18 protein-coding genes and 1 pseudogene are annotated in these 18,452 nt (G+C 59.0%); 14 read left to right on the top strand and 5 right to left on the bottom strand.

Annotation, left to right across the window (positions count from 1 at the left end):
• Positions 1-194 precede the first annotated feature (194 nt).
• From ACA062_RS01185 to ACA062_RS01155, 7 genes and pseudogenes are all read left to right on the top strand, one after another.
• A complete protein-coding gene (locus tag ACA062_RS01185) occupies positions 195-1,268 on the top strand; it encodes a S8 family peptidase (RefSeq protein WP_497454872.1) in 1,074 nt (357 codons plus the stop codon).
• Positions 1,269-1,538: 270 nt separating this feature from the next.
• A complete protein-coding gene (locus ACA062_RS01180) occupies positions 1,539-1,832 on the top strand; it encodes a hypothetical protein (RefSeq protein WP_497454871.1) in 294 nt (97 codons plus the stop codon).
• Positions 1,833-2,108: 276 nt separating this feature from the next.
• Positions 2,109-2,405 carry a hypothetical protein gene (locus tag ACA062_RS01175; RefSeq protein WP_497454870.1) on the top strand — a complete coding sequence of 99 codons (297 nt, stop codon included), beginning with the start codon at positions 2,109-2,111 and terminating at the stop codon, positions 2,403-2,405.
• Positions 2,406-2,645: 240 nt separating this feature from the next.
• Entirely contained in the window at positions 2,646-2,816 is a 171-nt protein-coding gene (locus ACA062_RS01170) for a YhfG family protein (RefSeq protein WP_497457341.1), read from the top strand.
• Positions 2,816-3,430 (top strand): putative adenosine monophosphate-protein transferase Fic, encoded by a 615-nt coding sequence (locus tag ACA062_RS01165; protein ID WP_497454869.1) that lies wholly within the window; start codon positions 2,816-2,818, stop codon positions 3,428-3,430. The genes ACA062_RS01170 and ACA062_RS01165 overlap by 1 nt, the downstream gene beginning before the upstream one ends.
• 30 nt (positions 3,431-3,460) lie before the next feature.
• Positions 3,461-3,811: pseudogene (locus tag ACA062_RS01160) on the top strand (DUF1493 family protein); the annotation flags it as partial.
• Positions 3,812-3,875: 64 nt separating this feature from the next.
• Positions 3,876-4,370 (top strand): helix-turn-helix domain-containing protein, encoded by a 495-nt coding sequence (locus ACA062_RS01155; RefSeq protein ID WP_497454868.1) that lies wholly within the window; start codon positions 3,876-3,878, stop codon positions 4,368-4,370.
• Positions 4,371-4,450: 80 nt separating this feature from the next.
• Here ACA062_RS01155 and ACA062_RS01150 read toward each other — a convergent pair whose 3' ends face one another.
• From ACA062_RS01150 to ACA062_RS01140, 3 genes are all read right to left on the bottom strand, one after another.
• Complete coding sequence (locus ACA062_RS01150; protein ID WP_497454867.1) at positions 4,451-5,992, bottom strand: phosphoenolpyruvate carboxykinase; 1,542 nt, start codon at positions 5,990-5,992, stop codon at positions 4,451-4,453.
• A gap of 181 nt (positions 5,993-6,173) precedes the next feature.
• Positions 6,174-7,076, bottom strand: coding sequence for an Hsp33 family molecular chaperone HslO (hslO, locus tag ACA062_RS01145; RefSeq protein ID WP_497454866.1), 903 nt, complete (start codon positions 7,074-7,076; stop codon positions 6,174-6,176).
• A gap of 189 nt (positions 7,077-7,265) precedes the next feature.
• The gene (locus tag ACA062_RS01140) at positions 7,266-7,673 is read right to left on the bottom strand and encodes an RNA-binding S4 domain-containing protein (RefSeq protein ID WP_497454865.1); all 408 of its coding nucleotides are present in this window, start codon (positions 7,671-7,673) and stop codon (positions 7,266-7,268) included.
• Between the two features lie 116 nt (positions 7,674-7,789).
• On the opposite strand from ACA062_RS01140, the gene rimA reads away from it, so the two are divergent.
• The 3 genes from rimA to rimK are packed head-to-tail and all read left to right on the top strand — an operon-like array spanning position 7,790 to position 9,968.
• Entirely contained in the window at positions 7,790-8,569 is a 780-nt protein-coding gene (rimA, locus tag ACA062_RS01135) for a S6 modification regulatory phosphodiesterase RimA (RefSeq protein ID WP_497454864.1), read from the top strand.
• A gap of 17 nt (positions 8,570-8,586) precedes the next feature.
• The gene (gene rimB / locus ACA062_RS01130; protein WP_064675392.1) at positions 8,587-9,066 is read left to right on the top strand and encodes a retropepsin-like aspartic endopeptidase RimB; all 480 of its coding nucleotides are present in this window, start codon (positions 8,587-8,589) and stop codon (positions 9,064-9,066) included.
• On the top strand, positions 9,063-9,968 hold the full coding sequence (gene rimK, locus ACA062_RS01125; RefSeq protein WP_128873839.1) for a 30S ribosomal protein S6--L-glutamate ligase: 906 nt from the start codon (positions 9,063-9,065) through the stop codon (positions 9,966-9,968). Before rimB ends, rimK begins: the two co-directional genes overlap by 4 nt.
• A gap of 100 nt (positions 9,969-10,068) precedes the next feature.
• Here the strand turns inward: rimK and ACA062_RS01120 are convergent, their stop codons facing one another.
• Positions 10,069-11,382: an ATP-binding protein gene (locus ACA062_RS01120; protein ID WP_497454863.1), complete on the bottom strand. Its 1,314-nt coding sequence runs from the start codon at positions 11,380-11,382 to the stop codon at positions 10,069-10,071.
• A gap of 101 nt (positions 11,383-11,483) precedes the next feature.
• Positions 11,484-12,224 (bottom strand): osmolarity response regulator transcription factor OmpR, encoded by a 741-nt coding sequence (gene ompR / locus ACA062_RS01115; protein ID WP_064675389.1) that lies wholly within the window; start codon positions 12,222-12,224, stop codon positions 11,484-11,486.
• 361 nt (positions 12,225-12,585) lie between these two features.
• On the opposite strand from ompR, the gene ACA062_RS01110 reads away from it, so the two are divergent.
• From ACA062_RS01110 to tauA, 4 genes are all read left to right on the top strand, one after another.
• Positions 12,586-14,910 (top strand): Tex family protein, encoded by a 2,325-nt coding sequence (locus ACA062_RS01110; protein WP_497454862.1) that lies wholly within the window; start codon positions 12,586-12,588, stop codon positions 14,908-14,910.
• Positions 14,910-15,293, top strand: a complete 384-nt coding sequence (locus ACA062_RS01105) for a PaaI family thioesterase (RefSeq protein WP_497454861.1) — start codon at positions 14,910-14,912, stop codon at positions 15,291-15,293. Before ACA062_RS01110 ends, ACA062_RS01105 begins: the two co-directional genes overlap by 1 nt.
• A gap of 284 nt (positions 15,294-15,577) precedes the next feature.
• Entirely contained in the window at positions 15,578-17,161 is a 1,584-nt protein-coding gene (gene gshA, locus ACA062_RS01100) for a glutamate--cysteine ligase (RefSeq protein WP_497454860.1), read from the top strand.
• A 304-nt stretch (positions 17,162-17,465) separates the two neighbouring features.
• A complete protein-coding gene (tauA, locus tag ACA062_RS01095; RefSeq protein WP_497454859.1) occupies positions 17,466-18,443 on the top strand; it encodes a taurine ABC transporter substrate-binding protein in 978 nt (325 codons plus the stop codon).
• Positions 18,444-18,452: the final 9 nt, after the last annotated feature.

Here is an 18,452-nt window from a genome sequence, read left to right as displayed (position 1 = left end):
GGGCAAAAACGATACGGGATGATACAGCGTCCATTGGGTCAACCTTCGCCATAGGTCGAAACAATCGGGGCACTTTGCCTCCATCCCGTGCGCCCAATTCCACCGGTAAGGTTCACCTTCGAATAAACCACTCTGCGCGACACTTCATCACGGCAGGACATCCGATGCGCGCGGATATTCCTCAAGGAACGACCATGCTTCAACCCTCCGCTTTTTCACTCGCCCCTGCGCTGGCGCTGCCATTGCTGTTAAGTGGCTGCCTCGCAACCCCTGTGCAACCCGTCACCGATCCGACCCGGTTCGAAACACCGGAGTATCGAGCCCAGAAGGGCCTGGCAGTCATTCACGCTTCAACCCTGTATGCCCGCGGCGGTACCGGCCAGGGCGTGGCCGTAGCTTTGGTCGACTCAGGCCTGAACAGCAGCCTGCCGGCCTTTCAGGGAAGACTCCGTGATCCGGGCTTCGATTATGTCGAGAACAAGGTCGGCACCCTCGACCGGATCGGTCACGGCACCCAGATGGCCGGCATTCTCGCGGCCAACAAGGATGACCATGGCATGCACGGTGTTGCGTTCAACGCACAACTGATCCCCTTTCGTTTCGGCGACGACAACGAGCCATTTTTCTTTGACAGTGAGATTGCACAATCCTGGCAAGCCGGTTTCGACAAGGGCGCGCGCATTCTCAACAACTCGTGGGCCAATGCCATCCCGGCGACCGAGATCAACGAGGCACGCTACAACCAGGTCATGCCGGAGTCGTTGGTGACCGCGCGAAAACTGGTCCGGGAAGGCGCGGTATTTGTGTTCCCGACCGGAAATGAACTGAAACGTGAACCGCTGGCCGAACCCGGCTTGCCACTCGCCCTGCCCGAACTGGAACAGGGCTGGATCGCCGTGGTGGCATTGAAAAGCGACGGCAGCGGCATCAATGCCAAGTCCAACTACTGCGGCGTGGCGGCAGCCTGGTGCATCGCCGTACCGGGTGGCGATTCCGGCGCAGGGCAAGGCCTGCTGACCACCGGCAAGGATGGGGAATACGTACAGACCGCAGGCACCTCACCTGCTGCCGCGCTGGTCAGCGGTGCCCTGGCGGCCTTGCACAGCCGCTATCCCGAGCTTACCGCGCAGCAAGTGCGCGAACGCCTGCTGGCAACGGCGAACCGGACTGGCATCTATGCCAACAGTGAAGCGTACGGTAGAGGTTTGATGGACCTTGAAGCGGCCTCGCGCCAGCCTCCGGCCAGCCATCACGACCAGACACTTTAGAAAAGTCTTACACATTCTGGCGCGCATCGTACCGAGGGGTGTCGCGCTCCGCCTGACAAACCCGTGGGATTTTTTACCTCCAGGGAATCTGCTGTAAAAAACCGCGCAAACCTGTAGGTCGAATCCCAAGGGCTGGAAAACCCCTACAAAACCTGTCCATCGCGGCCGTCTTGTCCTGTGGCGCGTCCCCCTTCTATAGTTTCCGGCGAGGCTGAAACAGTGTGTCGGCCTGCCGGCGAGACTGCCCGACTTCCCACAGGACTGACCTCGATGAACAACACCGATCCGCTCAAAGACCGCTACCGCCCGCTCAGAACAAGCTACAGCGACACCCCCGTGCTGGTCATCGACACCGAAGCCGATCCTCACGAAATCCTCGACGCCGCCCGCCAACGCATCCGCGCCGCCAGCGACCTGCTCGAAACACTGTATTGCCTGTGTTTCAAACAGGCGGACGCGAGCGACATTCCCAACATCGTCAGCGCGCTGTACCTGCTGACCCAGGACGGCCACGAACTGCTCGAGGTGGCCCGACAGCGATTACCCAAAACCACCGCAGGCTGATACCTACCACGATCTCCTGTAGGAGCGAGGCTTGCCCGCGAAGAACGATAACGCGGTGCGCCTGATCTCAATCGCAAAAAATATCGCGCTGAATAAACCTGTAGGCATCGCCCCACGAAATCTTCATCTGGGTCCTACAACTGAAAGTACCTCGTCCTCTATCGCAGCCGGGGAGCTCGCTTTTATAGTCGAACAGTCGCTGCCAAATCAGCGACTCGAGTTTGGTCACTCGAAAAAGAGACGCACATTTTTTCAATTAGATAGAGGTGTCCCTCAGTGACCACATTAAACCCGTTCGTAAACCGATACCGCCCACTCCAAACCAACCTCACCGATTCCCCGCCCCTGATCATCGACACACAAGCCAACCCCCATGACATCCTGGAAGCCGCCCTCCAGTGCATCCGAGCCTCCAGCGAATTGCTCCGAACCCTGCACTGCCAATGCTTCGAGCAAGGCGACGTCGAAGACATTCCCCACATCACCCACGCGCTCTACCTCCTGACCCAGGACGGCTGTGACCTGCTCAAAGTCGCCCAGCAACGCATGCTGAACTGGAAAGCCCCGGCCTGAAATTGAGTGAAAAAGTCGTTCTCACGTTCTGCGTGAGAACGATCAAACAGCGTAGAAAGCTGGCATCAAACAGCGGAGATAACCATGAGCATGTTTTTTGATGAGCTGATGGAAAGTGTGCAACAAATGGACGAGATCGTTCGGGGCGAGCGCTGGCCTTCTCGCAAAACATCAAAAATATCGGTCTATCGACCAGATCGTTTGAGCTACACTTACTCATTGCACCAAGAGGCAGATGTCATGAGTGAACTGACTTTTCAGCAAAAACAGGATTATTACGACAGGGTGCGCCGTTCAAATTACTTGGCGAGCTTGCGCCTTGAAGGCTTCGAAACTTCTCGTGCCGATGCTGATAAGCCGCTCCCTACGCGAGAGTCGGTACTCAATAAATATCGTCAGAATCCACGTTAATGGTGGACAAATACGGGGTCGGTCAAGACCCCTATTGCTACCCTGAAAGTGACGTTTTGCGTAATCTGCTCAACATTCATGATGAAGAGCAACTACAAAAAGCGGAACGAGAACTCTCAGAAATCGCCGTCAGCAAATTCCGTCTCATCCCCCCTCCGTTCGACCTCAGCGTTTTTCAACATATTCATAAATCCTTGTTTTCCGATGTCTACGAATGGGCGGGACTGCTAAGGACAGTGAATATTCGGAAAGGAGACACGCTTTTCTGCACAGCAGAACGAATCGCTCCGGAAGCCCAGAAAATTTTTCGCTTCATGGAAAGTGCTGCTTGGTTCGTAGGCGTCAGTAAGGCGGAGCTCGTTGCTAATATTGCGGAAACCTACGGTGACCTAAATGTAATTCACCCTTTTCGCGAAGGTAACGGTCGAGCTCAGCGAATCTTGTTTGAGCAGATCATCATCAATGCAGGGTTTGCTGTGGACTGGTGGCTGATCAAAGACACTGCATGGGTTCCGGCGAATATCGATGCGGTAACCTGTGATTATCGTGGTCTCGAAGCTATCTTCGAGCATTGCATTGGTGACCAGTTGGATACGCCACCACCAATGAGTTGACCGCTGCTCTCTGTGTTTCGGATACCCCCAATGAACCTCGCCCCCAATTTCCCCAACGACCACACCATGCATCTGCTAATGCAGTTGCTGCACGAAGAACTCGGCCTGCCTGAACGCAAAACCATCAGCGTCACCACCTCGATCAACTTCGATCTGGGTTGCGACGACGCTGATGCACGACACCTGATGGAAGCGCTCGAAGAACAATTCGCAATCGACTTCATCGACTACGACGGCTATCGCTACTTCCAGCCTGAAGGAATTGATGTGTTCCTTAAACGCAGGGCCAAGGGTCGCGGCGAAAAAGTCCCACTGACCATCGGCATGCTCTACAGAGCGATCAAGGTGCAACGGTGGGAAACACGGGCCTTGGAAAGCATCTGGCCGAACACACAAGTGCCATTATTCTGGCTGTTCAGGCTTCAAAATGAAGGAATAATGGTACATGGCTAAGAAAACAGCGCCGCTCTTGCCAGCAGCATCCAAGCTGCTCTCTGAGTTTGGCGAGCGACTCAAACTCGCTCGGCTGCGCCGTAAACTGACAGCCAAGCGGGTTGCCGAAAGGGCTGGCATGTCACTGACAACACTGCGCTCTCTAGAGTCAGGCGGGTCAGGTGTGACAGTGGGAGCTTATGTGTCAGTGATGCAGGTGCTGGGCTTGGAAAAAGACTTGAGCAAGCTCGCCGCGGTGGATGAGTTGGGGCGTCACCTGCAAGACGCCCAATTAACCTCAAAAGCAAACCTCGCAGCCAGTAAACGCCAACGAGCACGTAGCGTTACTCCAGTGAAGGTATCGTCACCTGTTCGCGACAGGGAAACGGGAGCATTTGAAAGCCCCACCTCCAAATCGGACATTACTGCTGATTTCCCTTGGAACACTCACTCTTTATCCAATTTGTTAACCAAGAAAAACACTAAACCTAATACGGGCAATCAATGACACTGATCTCCTGTATGCCCTTCTAGCACCCACAAAAAAGCCGCCTTAAAGGCGGCTTTTTCATTACATCAAACCAACCCTTACAACTTCGGCCCAGCAGCCTTGATTGCGTCGCTCACGTCGAACTTCTTGAAGTTCTCAACGAACAACCCAGCCAATGCCTTGGCGGCTTCATCGTAAGCAGCCTTGTCGGCCCAGGTGTTACGTGGGTTCAACAGGCCAGTCTCAACGCCCGGTACGGCCAGTGGCACGTCGAGGTTGATGGTGTCGAGGTGTTCGGTTTCGGCACCGATCAACGCGCCGCTCTGGATCGCTGCGATCACGCCGCGAGTGGTCGGGATGTTGAAGCGTTTGCCGACGCCGTAGCCGCCGCCGGTCCAGCCGGTGTTGACCAGGTAGACCTTGGAGCCGAAGCCGCGGATGCGCTTGATCAGCAGCTCTGCGTATTCGCCGGCCGGACGCGGGAAGAACGGTGCGCCGAAGCAGGTGGAGAAGGTCGACTTGATGCCGCTGCCGGAACCCATTTCGGTCGAGCCCACCAGCGCGGTGTAGCCGGACAGGAAGTGGTAGGCCGCTTGTTCTTCGCTGAGGATCGAGACTGGCGGCAGGACGCCGGTCAGGTCGCAGGTCAGGAAGATCACAGCGTTTGGCTCGCCACCGAGGTTTTTCTCGGAACGCTTGGCAACATGCTCCAGCGGGTAGGCGGCGCGGCTGTTCTGGGTCAGGCTGACATCAGCGTAATCGGCGTGCTTGGCGTCATCGATAACGACGTTTTCCAGGACTGCGCCGTGCTTGATGGCTTTCCAGATGACCGGCTCGTTCTTCTCGGACAGGTCGATGCACTTGGCGTAGCAGCCGCCTTCGATGTTGAAGACAACGCCTTCACCCCAGCCGTGCTCGTCGTCACCGATCAGGTAACGGCTTTCATCGGCGGACAGGGTGGTCTTGCCGGTGCCGGACAGACCGAAGAACAGCGTCACGTCGCCCGCTTCGCCGATGTTGGCGGCGCAGTGCATCGGCAGCACGTCGGCGGCCGGCAGCAGGAAGTTCTGCACCGAGAACATGGCTTTCTTCATTTCACCGGCGTAACGCATGCCGGCGATCAGCACTTTCTTCTGTGCGAAGTTGAGGATCACGCAACCGTCGGAGTTGGTGCCGTCACGTTCTGGAACGCATTCGAAGTTGGCAACGTTGAGCACCTGCCACTCGTCACGGCCAGCCGGGTTGTACTGGGCCGGATTGATGAACAGGCAACGACCGAACAGGTTCTGCCAGGCAGTCTGGGTGGTCATCTTCACGGCCAGGTAGTGATCTTCCGACGCACCTACATGCACATGGGAAACGAAATGCTCTTGCGCGTTGTTGAATGCCTCGACGCGAGCCCACAGGGCATCGAACTTGTCGGCCGGGAACTTGCGGTTGATCGGGCCCCAGGCGATGGCGTCCTGGGTGGTCGGTTCTTCAACGATGAAACGATCGACTGGCGAGCGGCCGGTACGGTGACCGGTGCGAACAACCAGCGCGCCGGTATCGGCAAGCTCGCCTTCACCGCGATTGAGGGCTTCTTTAACCAGATCATCAACACTCAGATCGGTGTACACGGCGTTATTGGCTTGCGTCATGAGGTTCCCCGTCGGCCATTGGCCGAGTGTGCTCCAAACGTTTTGTAGTAGAAAGTCGTGCACTACTACCGCGAAAAAAGTGGGCCGGATTATGCCAGAAAAGCCCAAAAATAGTAGGGCCCTCCCGTCGTTACGGCGTAAATCCGGCACTAACCAGTGAATTTACCTGCGCTGAACCGTTTTAGTGACGGGTATCTGACGGCGTCTCGACGCCCGCACCGGCGAATAATTGAACGATATCGGCGGCGTCGAACAGGTAGCGCTCGTTGCAGAACTGGCAGTCGATCTCGATGTTGCCACCGTGTTCGATGACCAGTGCCTGCGCATCTTCAAGTCCCAAACTGACCAGAGCATTGGCAGATCGTTCGCGCGAGCAGCTGCAACGGAAGCGCAGTTTTTGCACATCGAACAGACGGACTTGCTCTTCGTGGTAGAGGCGATGAAGTACGGTTTCGTTGTCTAGACCAAGCAATTCATCGGCGGTCAGGGTGCTGGCCAGCGCGGTGATGTGCTGCCAGCTGGCGGCGCGTTCTTCTGCATCTTTCAGACGGTCGGCGGGTAATTGCTGCAGCAACAGGCCGCGGGCACGACGGCCATCGGCGTACAGCCAGAAACGCGTATTCACCTGCTGCGACATGACGAAATAGTTGGTGAAACAATCCGACAGGGTTTCACCGTCAAGATCGACGATGCCCTGGTAGCGCTGGCCCTGGGCCGGATCGACGGTCAGTGCCAATACGCCGTTGGGCATCAGGTCGGCGAGGGTCGCATCAGGTGCAATCCTGTCGGCCTCATAACGGGCCAGCCCGCGGATCTCACGTTCGCTGGAACATTCGATCATCAGCAGCGGCACCGGGCCATCGGAGCGGGCCTGAAGAATCAGCAAGCCATCGAACTTCAAGGTGCCGACCAGCAACGACGCTGCCGCCATCAGTTCGCCAAGCAGTTGTGCCACCGGCTCCGGATAGGGATGTTTGGCAAGAGCTTCGGCATAGCTTCGCTCCAACGTAACCAGCTCGCCGCGGGTGTCGCTGTCATCGAAGATGAAGCGTTGGGTGTAGTCGGTATCCGTCAGGTCGGTCATAGGTCTGGGTATCTGAAGTAATGGCAATAGGGTTACAAGCGTTGAATTGCTTCTGTCGCACCGATGTGGTGCGCAACGTTCAACCAAGGGAGGCATTTTATGGACAATCCGGCGTTTGTTCCAAGCAAGGTGAAACCCGCGCCGGTCAGCTTCGTGCAATTTCGCCCGGACGACATAGGTTCAACAGCTCTACTCGTCATTGCTACTGCCACGAAACTTGAACAAATCCCGTCGCTGTTTCTTGCTGGGCTTGCCATCGGTGCTCACGCCCAGCGCCCCGGCCTTGCGCATGGCCGCCGCCGCTTCGCGTTTGGCGACGCTGCCTTCGGTTTCGGCATAGAGCGCCTGAGCCTGCGGCGCGCCACGGCGCACAATGGATAACGCCTGGACCACCACCGTGCGTTCCTCGAAACCTTGGCGAATCTGAAACTCGTCGCCGATCCTCGGTTCCTTGCCCGGTTTGCAGCGCTCGCCCCGGCAATGCACCTTGCCGCCTTCTATCGCCGCCTTGGCCAAGGCACGTGTTTTATAAAAACGCGCGGCCCACAACCACTTATCGAGACGGACCTTGTCGTCCTCTTCCTGTTTTTGTGTCACTTGAATTCCTCTTTCAGCCCATAGTCGGAACTGTACTACCGTTTCTGTCGGGCGCAAGAACCCGGCCCTCCAGATAGAATGTGATCAAGGCCGGTTCACCGGCATGGAGTGATCGAGTGACTATATTTCCGACTTCATTGACTTCGCCCAAGGTCGATTGCCAGGGTTGCCAACAGAGCAAGCCACTGGGCTTCGACTTTGCCTTCGCCTATCAACCGATCGTCGATCTGCGCGACCAGTCCATTTTCGCCCATGAAGCATTGGTACGAGGCGTTGCCGGAGAGGGTGCGCTGTCGGTGCTCGACCGGATCACCGACGACAACCGCTACCGTTTCGACCAGCTCTGCCGGACCCGGGCCATTGAAGGCGCGGCAAATTTAAATATGCAGACACACTTGTCGATCAACTTCATGCCTAACGCCGTTTACCGTCCGGAGCTGTGTATTCGCAGCACCCTGGAGGCGGCAAAAAAACACGATTTCCCCATCGAGCGGCTGATTTTCGAAACCCTGGAAAGCCAGCACGTAGATAACTATCGCCATTTGACTAATATTCTGCGTGAATACCGCGAATTCGGCTTCAAGACCGCCATCGACGATTTCGGCGCGGGCTACTCGGGGCTCAATCTGCTGGCTGATTTCCAACCGGACCTGATCAAACTCGACATGGCACTGATCCGCGATGTCGACCGCGATCGTGTTCGTCAGGCTATCGTTCGAGGGATTGTCACAATCTGTGCGGAGTTGGACGTTACAGTCATTGCCGAAGGCATTGAAAGCGCTGGAGAACGGGATTTCCTGGCGGACTGTGGAATATTTCTGATGCAGGGTTACTGGTTCGCCAGGCCCGCATTCAAAGCGTTGGCCCAGGTCTCACCTGGCGCCTGGACGCGTTAATCGCCGGTTTTTTCCTATTGAAGACATTTGACCATTTGACCGTTGTCGGTCTGCGCGAGTGGGTGGCGCTCCCGGATTTGGGAGTCGCAGGCCTGCGGGCAAAAATCGACACCGGCGCCAGCACCTCCAGTCTGCACGCCACCGACATCGAGCCATTCGAGCGCGAGGGCGAACAGTGGGTGCGCTTTACTGCGCACCTGGGCACGGTGGTGCAACTGCGCCACCGGCGCTGCGAAGCACCGCTGGTGACGCGCAAAACCATCAAAAGCTCCAACGGCCACGCGCAGATGCGCTACGTGGTCAGCACTACACTGGCCCTCGGTGATCGGGTCTGGCGGGTCGAGTTCACGCTCGCCTGCCGCAAGTCCATGCGGTATCGCCTGTTACTCGGTTCCAAAGCCCTGATCGACGGCCAGCTGGTGGTCAATCCGGGCATTAAATACGTACAAGACAAGCCGGTGTTCCCGGTATCTACCTCCTCCACAGGTGTTGCATGAAGATCGCTGTGCTGTCGCGAAACCCGCGTCTGTATTCCACTCGTCGTCTGGTTGAAGCCGGGACTGAGCGTGGCCATGAAATGGTGGTGATCGACACCTTGCGCGCCTACATGAACATTGCCAGCCACAAGCCGCAGATCCACTACCGCGGCAAGCCGCTGGAAGGTTTCGACGCGGTGATTCCACGGATCGGTGCGTCGGTGACGTTTTATGGCTGCGCGGTGTTGCGCCAGTTCGAAATGATGGGCGTGTTTCCGCTCAACGAATCGGTGGCCATCGCCCGCTCGCGGGACAAACTGCGTTCGCTGCAATTGCTGTCGCGCCGCGGGATCGGTTTGCCGGTCACCGGTTTTGCCCACTCCCCGGATGACATTCCCGATTTGATCGCGATGGTCAACGGCGCGCCGCTGGTGATCAAGGTGCTGGAAGGTACCCAGGGTATCGGCGTGGTGCTGTGTGAAACTGCGACCGCGGCGGAGTCGGTGATCGAGGCGTTCATGGGCCTCAAGCAGAACATCATGGTTCAGGAATACATCAAGGAAGCCGGCGGTGCGGACATTCGCTGCTTCGTGGTCGGCGACAAGGTGATTGCGGCGATGAAACGCCAGGCCAAGCCCGGGGAGTTTCGCTCCAACCTGCACCGGGGCGGCAGCGCCAGCCTGATCAAGATCACGCCGGAAGAGCGCATGACGGCATTGCGGGCGGCAAAGGTGATGGGGTTGGCCGTGGCCGGCGTGGATATCCTGCGTTCCAATCATGGTCCGCTGGTGATGGAAGTGAACTCGTCGCCGGGGCTGGAGGGGATTGAAACCACCACCAGCAAGAATGTCGCGGGGATCATCATCGAGCATCTGGAGAAGAATGGTGGGCCGAATATGACGCGCACCAAAGGCAAAGGATAAAGGCAGCTTTAAGTGGCAAGCTTCAAGCTGCAAGGGAAAAGCGACGGCGGTCTAACGCTGGACCTGCTTTTCGCTTGAGGCTTGAGGCTTGTAGCTGTCGTCAGACCGCATCCCGCGGCAACATCAACCCCAACGGCAACCGCACCCGCGCTTCCAGCCCGCCACCGGACCGGTTGCGCAGTTCGACATTGCCGCCATGCATCGAAGCAATCCGCTTCACGATTGCCAATCCCAACCCGGTCCCCTTCCCGCCCCGGGCACGATCACCGCGGGTGAACGGATTGAAGATCGCTTCCAGCTCCGACGGATCAATCCCCGCTCCCCGGTCCATGACACTCAGCACCACATAGGGTGCGCTGACATCCCCGGACACATAAGCCGCCACTTCGACCCCGCTGCCAGCGTGATGCAGCGCGTTGCCTATCAGGTTATTCAGCAGCCGCTTCATCGACACCCGACGCAAGGGAAAGGGTTGAATCGGCTCCAGGCGTAGCTGGACTTTTTCTTCATTCTGGTTGTACGGCGCGGCAACTTCGCGCACCAGGTCAGTCAAGTCCACCTCTTCCACCGACTCGTCACGGCCATCGCGGATGAAGGCCAGGAACTGGTCGAGAATCGCGTCCATGTCTTCAATATCGCGCACCATGTCGTCCGTGAGGTCGCTATGGTCGCCCATCAACTCCAGGGACAGCCGCAAACGGGTCAGCGGTGTGCGCAGGTCGTGGGACACCCCGGCCAGCATCAATTCGCGCTCGCGCCCAGCCTGTTCGACGTCTTCGGCCATCTGGTTGAAGGCACGGTACACCTCGGTCATTTCACTGGGCGTGTCGCTGATCGGCAGGCGCACGCTGCGACCCTGGCCGAGTTGCCGAGCGGCATAGACCAGACGTTTCAAGGGTTGGTTTAGCTGGCTGACGAAGATCCACGCCGAGGCGGTGGACAGCAGGCCGATGGCGAGGAACCAGCCGAGGACATTCCAGATTTTCTGGCCCCGCAACGGATGCGGGTAAAGCGGCACTTTCAGCCAGCCATCGCCCAGGCTGGGAGCCCGAACCCACAGCGCCGGCGGCGAGTGCATGCGTAATCGCACTTCGGTATCGGCTCCCAGTTCGGCCTGCATCTGTCGCTGGTAGATCTCGCTGTACGGCCAGTGCTGTTCACCTTCCGGCACACCGGCACCCACCACCCTGATCAGGGTGGCGGCATCGGCGATCTTCTCGCGGTTTTCTTCATCCGCTGCCCAGTAGGCGCGAAGCGTCAGGGCGACGCCGTGGCTGTATTGGCGGTCCACCAGCACGTCCTCGTTCATCAACAGATAAACCAGGGTCAGCGCCTTGGAAAACAGGACGACAATCAGTACCAGCCACAGGGTGCGGGCGAAGAAGCTTTGGGGGAACCAGACCGGGGTTTTCATGAATAACCGTTAACACTTGCAGGAGCGAGCGATGCTCGCACATTGCGGTTGGCGAGTCTGCGGACAAATCATCCGCAAGACCCGCTCCTACAAATTTCCGATCACTTGGTGGCAGCGCCATCCGGAACGAACACGTAACCCACGCCCCATACCGTCTGGATGTAGCGTGGCTTGGATGGATCAGGTTCGATCATCCGGCGCAGACGGGAAATCTGCACGTCGATGGAACGCTCCAGCGCATCCCACTCGCGACCACGGGCCAGATTCATCAGTTTATCGCGGGTCAGTGGCTGGCGCGCGTTCATCACCAGTGCCTTGAGCACTGCGAACTCCCCGGTGGTGAGCATGTGCACTTCGTCGCCGCGCTTGAGTTCGCGGGTAGCCAGGGACAGCTCGTAGTCACCAAAGGTCACGCTTTCGTCTTCGCTGCCCGGCGCGCCTGGCACCGGTGCTGCCTGACGGCGCAGGACCGCTTTGACCCGAGCCATCAGCTCGTCCGGGTTGAATGGTTTGGCCAGGTAATCGTCGGCGCCCAGCTCGAGGCCCTTGATGCGGCTCAGCTCATCGCCCTTGGCGGTGAGCATGATGATTGGAATCTGATTGTTCGCACCGCGCAGGCGGCGGCAGGCGGTCAAGCCGTCTTCGCCGGGCAACATCAGGTCGAGGACGACCAGGTTGAACACTTCACGCGCCAGCAGGCGGTCCATTTGCTCGGTGTTCGGGACGGCGCGGGCGCGGTAGCCCTTGCTGACGAAAAAGCGTTCCAGCAGGCTGCTGAGCCCAGGATCGTCGTCAACGATAAGAATTTTTTCGCCTTCAGCAATGTTTGCAGTGCTGCTCATTGGATGCTCCTTTGATCTCGGCGCGCATTATGGCGTAGCTGCCGTTATACGCACCGTGTGCATTGTTAGCAGATTTTTCCTTCTCCGCCAGGAATCCGGGCATTGTGCCTACAGCCTCTGATGCCCCCGAATGACCGAACGCTGGTTATAATGCGCGGCCTTTTGTGTCAGGCAACGTCTGATCATTACTGCGGTGGCTGCTTTTTTATTTTCACGGCATCGGCAGTAATTGTTCGATTTCACGGGTCAACGGGAAGCCTGTTGATCCAGGTAGCGGCGCAGGCCAGGCCGCTCAACCAGACTCGCCGAGCCTTTTACCCTGTGCCTGCGAGCCTGCTTTCACAATTTGTCAGGTGGTTTTATGGACAGCATCAACAGCCGCATCGCCGAGGAACTCGGTGTACGCCCACAACAGGTCGAAGCGGCCGTCGCGCTACTCGATGAAGGCTCCACGGTGCCCTTTATCGCCCGCTACCGGAAAGAAGTGACCGGCAGCCTCGATGACATCCAGCTGCGTCATCTGGAAGAGCGTCTGCGCTACCTGCGAGAACTCGACGAACGGCGTATCAGTATCCTCTCCAGCATCCAGGAGCAAGGCAAGCTGACCCCGCAGCTTGAACGCGACATCAAGCTCGCCGACACCAAGACCCGCCTCGAAGACTTGTACCTGCCGTACAAGCAAAAACGCCGCACCAAGGGCCAGATCGCCCTGGAAGCCGGCCTCGGTGAGCTGGCGGACGGCTTGTTCAACGACCCGACCCTGAGCCCTGAAACCGAAGCAGCGCGCTTCATCGACGCCGAAAAAGGCGTCGCGGACGTGAAGGCAGCCCTCGAAGGCGCCAAGTACATCCTGATGGAGCGCTTCGCCGAAAACGCCGGCCTCCTGGACAAGCTGCGCAGCTACCTCAAGCAGGAAGCCACCCTCAGTGCCCGCGTGATCGCCGGCAAGGAAGAGGCAGGCGCCAAGTTCCGCGACTACTTCGAACACGACGAACCGCTGAAAAGCATGCCATCGCACCGCGCCCTGGCGATTTTCCGTGGCCGCAACGAAGGCATCCTCAGCTCTGCGTTGAAAGTCGGCGACGAGCTGCCGGGGACCATGCACCCCTGCGAAGGCATGATCGGCCAGCAATTCGGCATCCAGAACCAGAACCGCGCCGCCGACAAATGGCTGGGTGAAGTGGTGCGCTGGACCTGGAAGGTCAAGCTCTACACCCACCTGGAAACCGACCTGCTGGGCGAACTGCGCGATGGCGCGGAAACCGAAGCGATCAACGTGTTCGCACACAACCTGCACGACTTGCTGCTGTCGGCCCCAGCCGGCCCGCGCGCCACCCTGGGCCTCGACCCGGGCCTGCGCACCGGTTGCAAGGTCGCCGTGGTCGATGCCACCGGCAAGCTGTTGGATCACGCCACGGTGTACCCGCATGTGCCGCATAACAAGTGGGACCAGACCCTCGCGATACTCGCGGCCCTGTGCGCCAAGCATGCGGTGGACCTGATCGCCATCGGCAACGGCACTGCCAGCCGCGAAACCGACAAGCTGGCGGCTGAACTGATTAAAAAATACCCAGCGATGAAGATGACCAAGGTCATGGTGTCCGAGGCCGGTGCATCGGTTTACTCGGCGTCGGAACTGGCTTCCAAGGAATTCCCGGACCTCGACGTGTCGATCCGTGGCGCGGTGTCGATCGCTCGCCGCCTCCAGGATCCGCTGGCCGAACTGGTGAAAATCGATCCGAAGTCCATCGGTGTCGGCCAGTACCAGCACGACGTATCGCAGCTGAAACTCGCGCGCGGCCTGGACGCCGTGGTCGAGGACTGCGTGAACGCCGTGGGCGTCGACGTCAACACCGCTTCCGTGGCGCTGCTGGCCCGTATCTCCGGCCTCAACGCGACATTGGCGCAGAACATCGTCAGCCATCGCGACGAGCATGGCGCATTCAAGACCCGTGCGGCATTGAAGAAAGTCGCGCGCCTGGGCGAAAAAACCTTCGAACAGGCCGCCGGCTTCCTGCGCGTGATGAACGGCGACAACCCGCTGGATTCGTCTGCGGTTCACCCTGAAGCCTATCCGCTGGTTCAGCGCATCGCCGCCGAGACCGACCGCGACATCCGTTCGCTGATCGGCGACGCCACGTTCCTCAAGCGTCTTGACCCGAAGAAGTACACTGACGAGACGTTCGGTCTGCCAACAGTCACCGACATTCTGCAAGAGCTGGAAAAACCGGGTCGCGACCCGCGTCCCGGGTTCAAGACCGCCGAGTTTCAGGAAGGCGTCGAAGACCTCAAGGACCTGCAACCGGGCATGATCCTCGAAGGCGTGGTGACTAACGTGACGAACTTCGGCGCATTCGTCGACATCGGCGTGCATCAGGACGGTTTGGTGCACATCTCTGCGCTTTCGGAGAAGTTCATCAAGGACCCCCGCGAAGCGGTGAAAGCCGGTGACGTGGTGAAAGTAAAGGTCATGGAAGTGGACATCCCGCGTAAACGCGTGGGCCTGTCGATGCGCATGAGCGACACCCCGGGCGAGAAAATCGACGGTGCCCGTGGCGCGCGTCCTGGTTCGGCTCCGCGCCAGTCGCAGAACAACGCACCGCGCAAGGAAACCACGGCAGCGGCTCCGGCCAACAATGCCATGGCTTCGCTGTTCGCCAACGCCAAGCAGCTGAAGAAACGCTGATGGAACTGCCTGCCGGCCTGACCGAAAGCGCGTTTTTCAAGCTGCTGGGGTGTCGCTTGCACAGCCTGGAAACCGGGGTGGCGCAAGTCGCCCTGGCGCTTGAGCCAGCGCTGCGCAATCGCGGCGGCAAGCTGCACGGCGGGGCCTTGTTCAGCCTGGTGGACATTGCCATGGGGCTGGCCTGTTCCAGCAGCCATGGCTTTGACCAGCAGAGCGTGACCATCGAATGCAAGATCAACTACATTCGCGCCGTTTCTGACGGTGCAGTGATGTGCACGGCACGGGTCATTCACCCGGGCCGCCGCACACTGGTGGTCGAAGCCGACGTGATGCAAGGCGAAAAACTTGTCGCAAAAGCACAGGGCACGTTCGCTGTCCTGTAGCTAGATGTCCTCCATTTGAGGTAATTTCAGCGCTAAGAAAACCTGTGGGAGCGAGCTTGCTCGCGATGAGGGCGTGTCAGTCAACTTCCATGTCGTCTGATACACCGCCATCGCGAGCAATCGAGCGTCGACCGGCTGCTCCCACAGGGATTGTGGCGACTTGGCTGACTGACACTGGTCTGACCGGCTCAAAAACCAGGCGAAAACGCCAGTTTCAACTTCACCCTTGTAGACCGTCTTGCCCACCCCCATATTGGGGCGACTGACGCGTGAAGGAATCCAACTTGAGCGAACTTCTCAACCGCCGCCTGGCTCTGCTCGGCGAGCGCGCTAACCTCTCTCTGCTCGAGCAGTGTCTTCACGGCATCGAACGTGAATGCCTGCGCGTGACCGGCGAAGGTCGCCTGGCGCAAACGCCGCACCCGGAAGAATTGGGTTCCGCGCTGACCAACGAACAAATCACCACCGACTATTCCGAGTCGCTGCTGGAGTTCATCACCCCGGCCCTGCCCGATCCCGCGGACACCTTGGCGAGCCTGGACAGCATTCACCGTTTTGCCTACAGCAAGCTCGGCAACGAGTACCTGTGGAGTCCATCGATGCCGTGCCCGCTGCCGGCCGAGGAAGATATCCCGATCGCCTATTACGGCACCTCCAACATCGGTCAGCTCAAGTACGTCTACCGCAAGGGCCTGGCCCTGCGCTACGGCAAGACCATGCAGTGCATCGCCGGGATCCATTACAACTTTTCCCTGCCGGAGAAGCTCTGGCCGCTGCTCAAAGCGTCTGAAGGCTTTGTCGGCACCGACCGCGACTATCAGTCGTCGGCCTATATCGCGCTGATTCGTAACTTCCGTCGCTATAGCTGGTTGCTGATGTACCTGTTCGGCGCTTCGCCAGCGCTGGACGCCGGCTTCTTGCGCGGCCGTTCGCACCAGTTGGAACAACTGGACCCGGATACCCTGTACCTGCCGTATGCCACCAGCTTGCGCATGAGCGACCTGGGCTACCAGAGCAATGCCCAGGCCGGCCTGACGCCCTGCTACAACGATCTGGCCAGCTACACCGACAGCCTGCGCAAAGCGGTGGCCACGCCCTATGCACCCTATGTCGAGATCGGCACGCACAAGGATGGTGAGTGGGTCCAGCTCAACACCAATATCCTGCAGATCGAAAACGAGTACTACTCCAACATCCGCCCCAAACGCGTGACCTACACCGGTGAACGGCCGATCCAGGCCCTGGTGGCCCGTGGCATTCAGTACGTCGAGGTGCGCTGCCTGGACATCAACCCGTTCCTGCCGATGGGCATCGACCTGCCGGAGTCGCGGTTCCTCGACGCATTCCTGCTGTACTGCGCGCTGAACGACAGCCCGCTGCTGACCAACACCTCATGCGGGAACGCGACCTCGAACTTCCTCAGCGTGGTCAAGGAGGGTCGCCGTCCGGGCCTGCAACTGCAACGCGATGGTCAGCCGGTGGATATGAAAGAGTGGGCCAGCGAGTTGCTGGAGAAGATTGCGCCGCTGGCGGCGCTGCTGGATCAGAGCCACGGCGGCGAGGCCCATAGCAAGGCCTTGGATGCGCAACTGGCCAAGGTCCGGGATCCGTCCCTGACGCCATCGGCCCAAGTGCTGGCGGCGATGGCTGAACACAAGGAAAGTTTTGCTCAGTTCTCCCTGCGTCAGAGCCAGGTGCATGCGGAATATTTCCGCAGCGAGCCGTTGAGCAGCGAAGACCAGGCGAAGTTTGAAGAGCGGGCGCGTTCGTCTCTGGCGCAGCAGGTGGAGCTGGAGCAGAACGAAGTCGGCGATTTCGATGTGTTTGTCGGGTCGTATCAGGCCAGTATTTTAGCCATCAGCAACTAATCTCCGAAGGTCCTGCGGACCTCTTCGCCAGCAAGCCGGCTCCTACAGATCCGGGATCCCGCAACAATCGCGGCCCCACACAACCCCCTGTAGGAGCTGGCTTGCCAGCGAAGGCGGCCTGGAATTCACCGCAAGCCTGAAGGCGCCTTCGCCAGCAAGCCGGCTCCTACAGGGAACCGCGCGGTAGTGGCTCTTAGAATTTTCCGCTCATAAGCTCATTCGAAAAAGTTATTTATTTTCGAGTTCTTAGATCATTTAGTCTCCTTTCACGCCGACACTCGGTCGCCTGACAAGGAGCTTCTCAATGAAACTGAATTTCCCCTTTCGCCTCCTGGCGGCCGCATCGCTGGCTGCGGTGAGTTTCTTTGCCCAGGCCGCCGACGTCACTGTCGCCTATCAGACCACCGTTGACCCGGCCAAAGTCGCCCAGGCCGACGGCGCCTACGAAAAAGCCACCAACGCCAAAATCGATTGGCGCAAATTCGACAACGGGGCCGACATTATCGCCGCCATCGCGTCCGGCGACGTACAGATCGGCTACCTCGGCTCCAGCCCCCTGACAGCGGCAATCACCCGCAAAGTCCCGGTGGAAACCTTCCTCATCGCCACCCAGATCGGCGCCGCCGAAGCCCTGGTCGCCCGCGACGGTTCCGGGATCAAGACCCCGCAGGACCTGATCGGCAAGAAAATCGCCGTGCCCTTCGTTTCCACCGGCCACTACAGCCTGCTCGCCGCGCTGAAGCACTGGAACATCGACCCGTCGAAAGTCACCGTGCTCAATCTCGCACCGCCCGCGATCATCGCTGCATGGAAACGCGGTGACATCGACGCCACCTACGTGTGGGACCCCGCGCTCGGTGTGGCCAAGGAAAACGGCAAAGTGCTGATCACCTCCGGCGAACTGGCCAAGTTCGGCGCGCCAACATTTGATGCCTGGATCGTGCGCAAGGATTTCGCCGAGAAGCACCCGGAAATCGTCACCGCATTCGCCAAAGTGACCCTGGATGCCTACGCCGATTACCGCAAGGACCCGAAAGCCTGGCTCGCCAATCAAAGCAACGTCGACAAGCTGGTGAAACTGTCCGGTGCCAAGGCCAACGATATTCCATTGCTGCTGCAAGGCAACGTCTTCCCGCTGGCAGCTGATCAGGTGATCACCCTCGGCGCGCCGACCACCAAGGCCATCACCGATACCGCTGTGTTCCTCAAGGAGCAAGGCAAGGTCGAGGCCGTGCTGCCGGACTACGCCCCGTACGTCAGCGCCAAGTTCATCACCAATTGATCGGGAGTT

This window comes from Pseudomonas sp. LBUM1679 (assembly GCF_059695565.1).
This window is presented reverse-complemented; position numbering and strand designations above follow the sequence as displayed.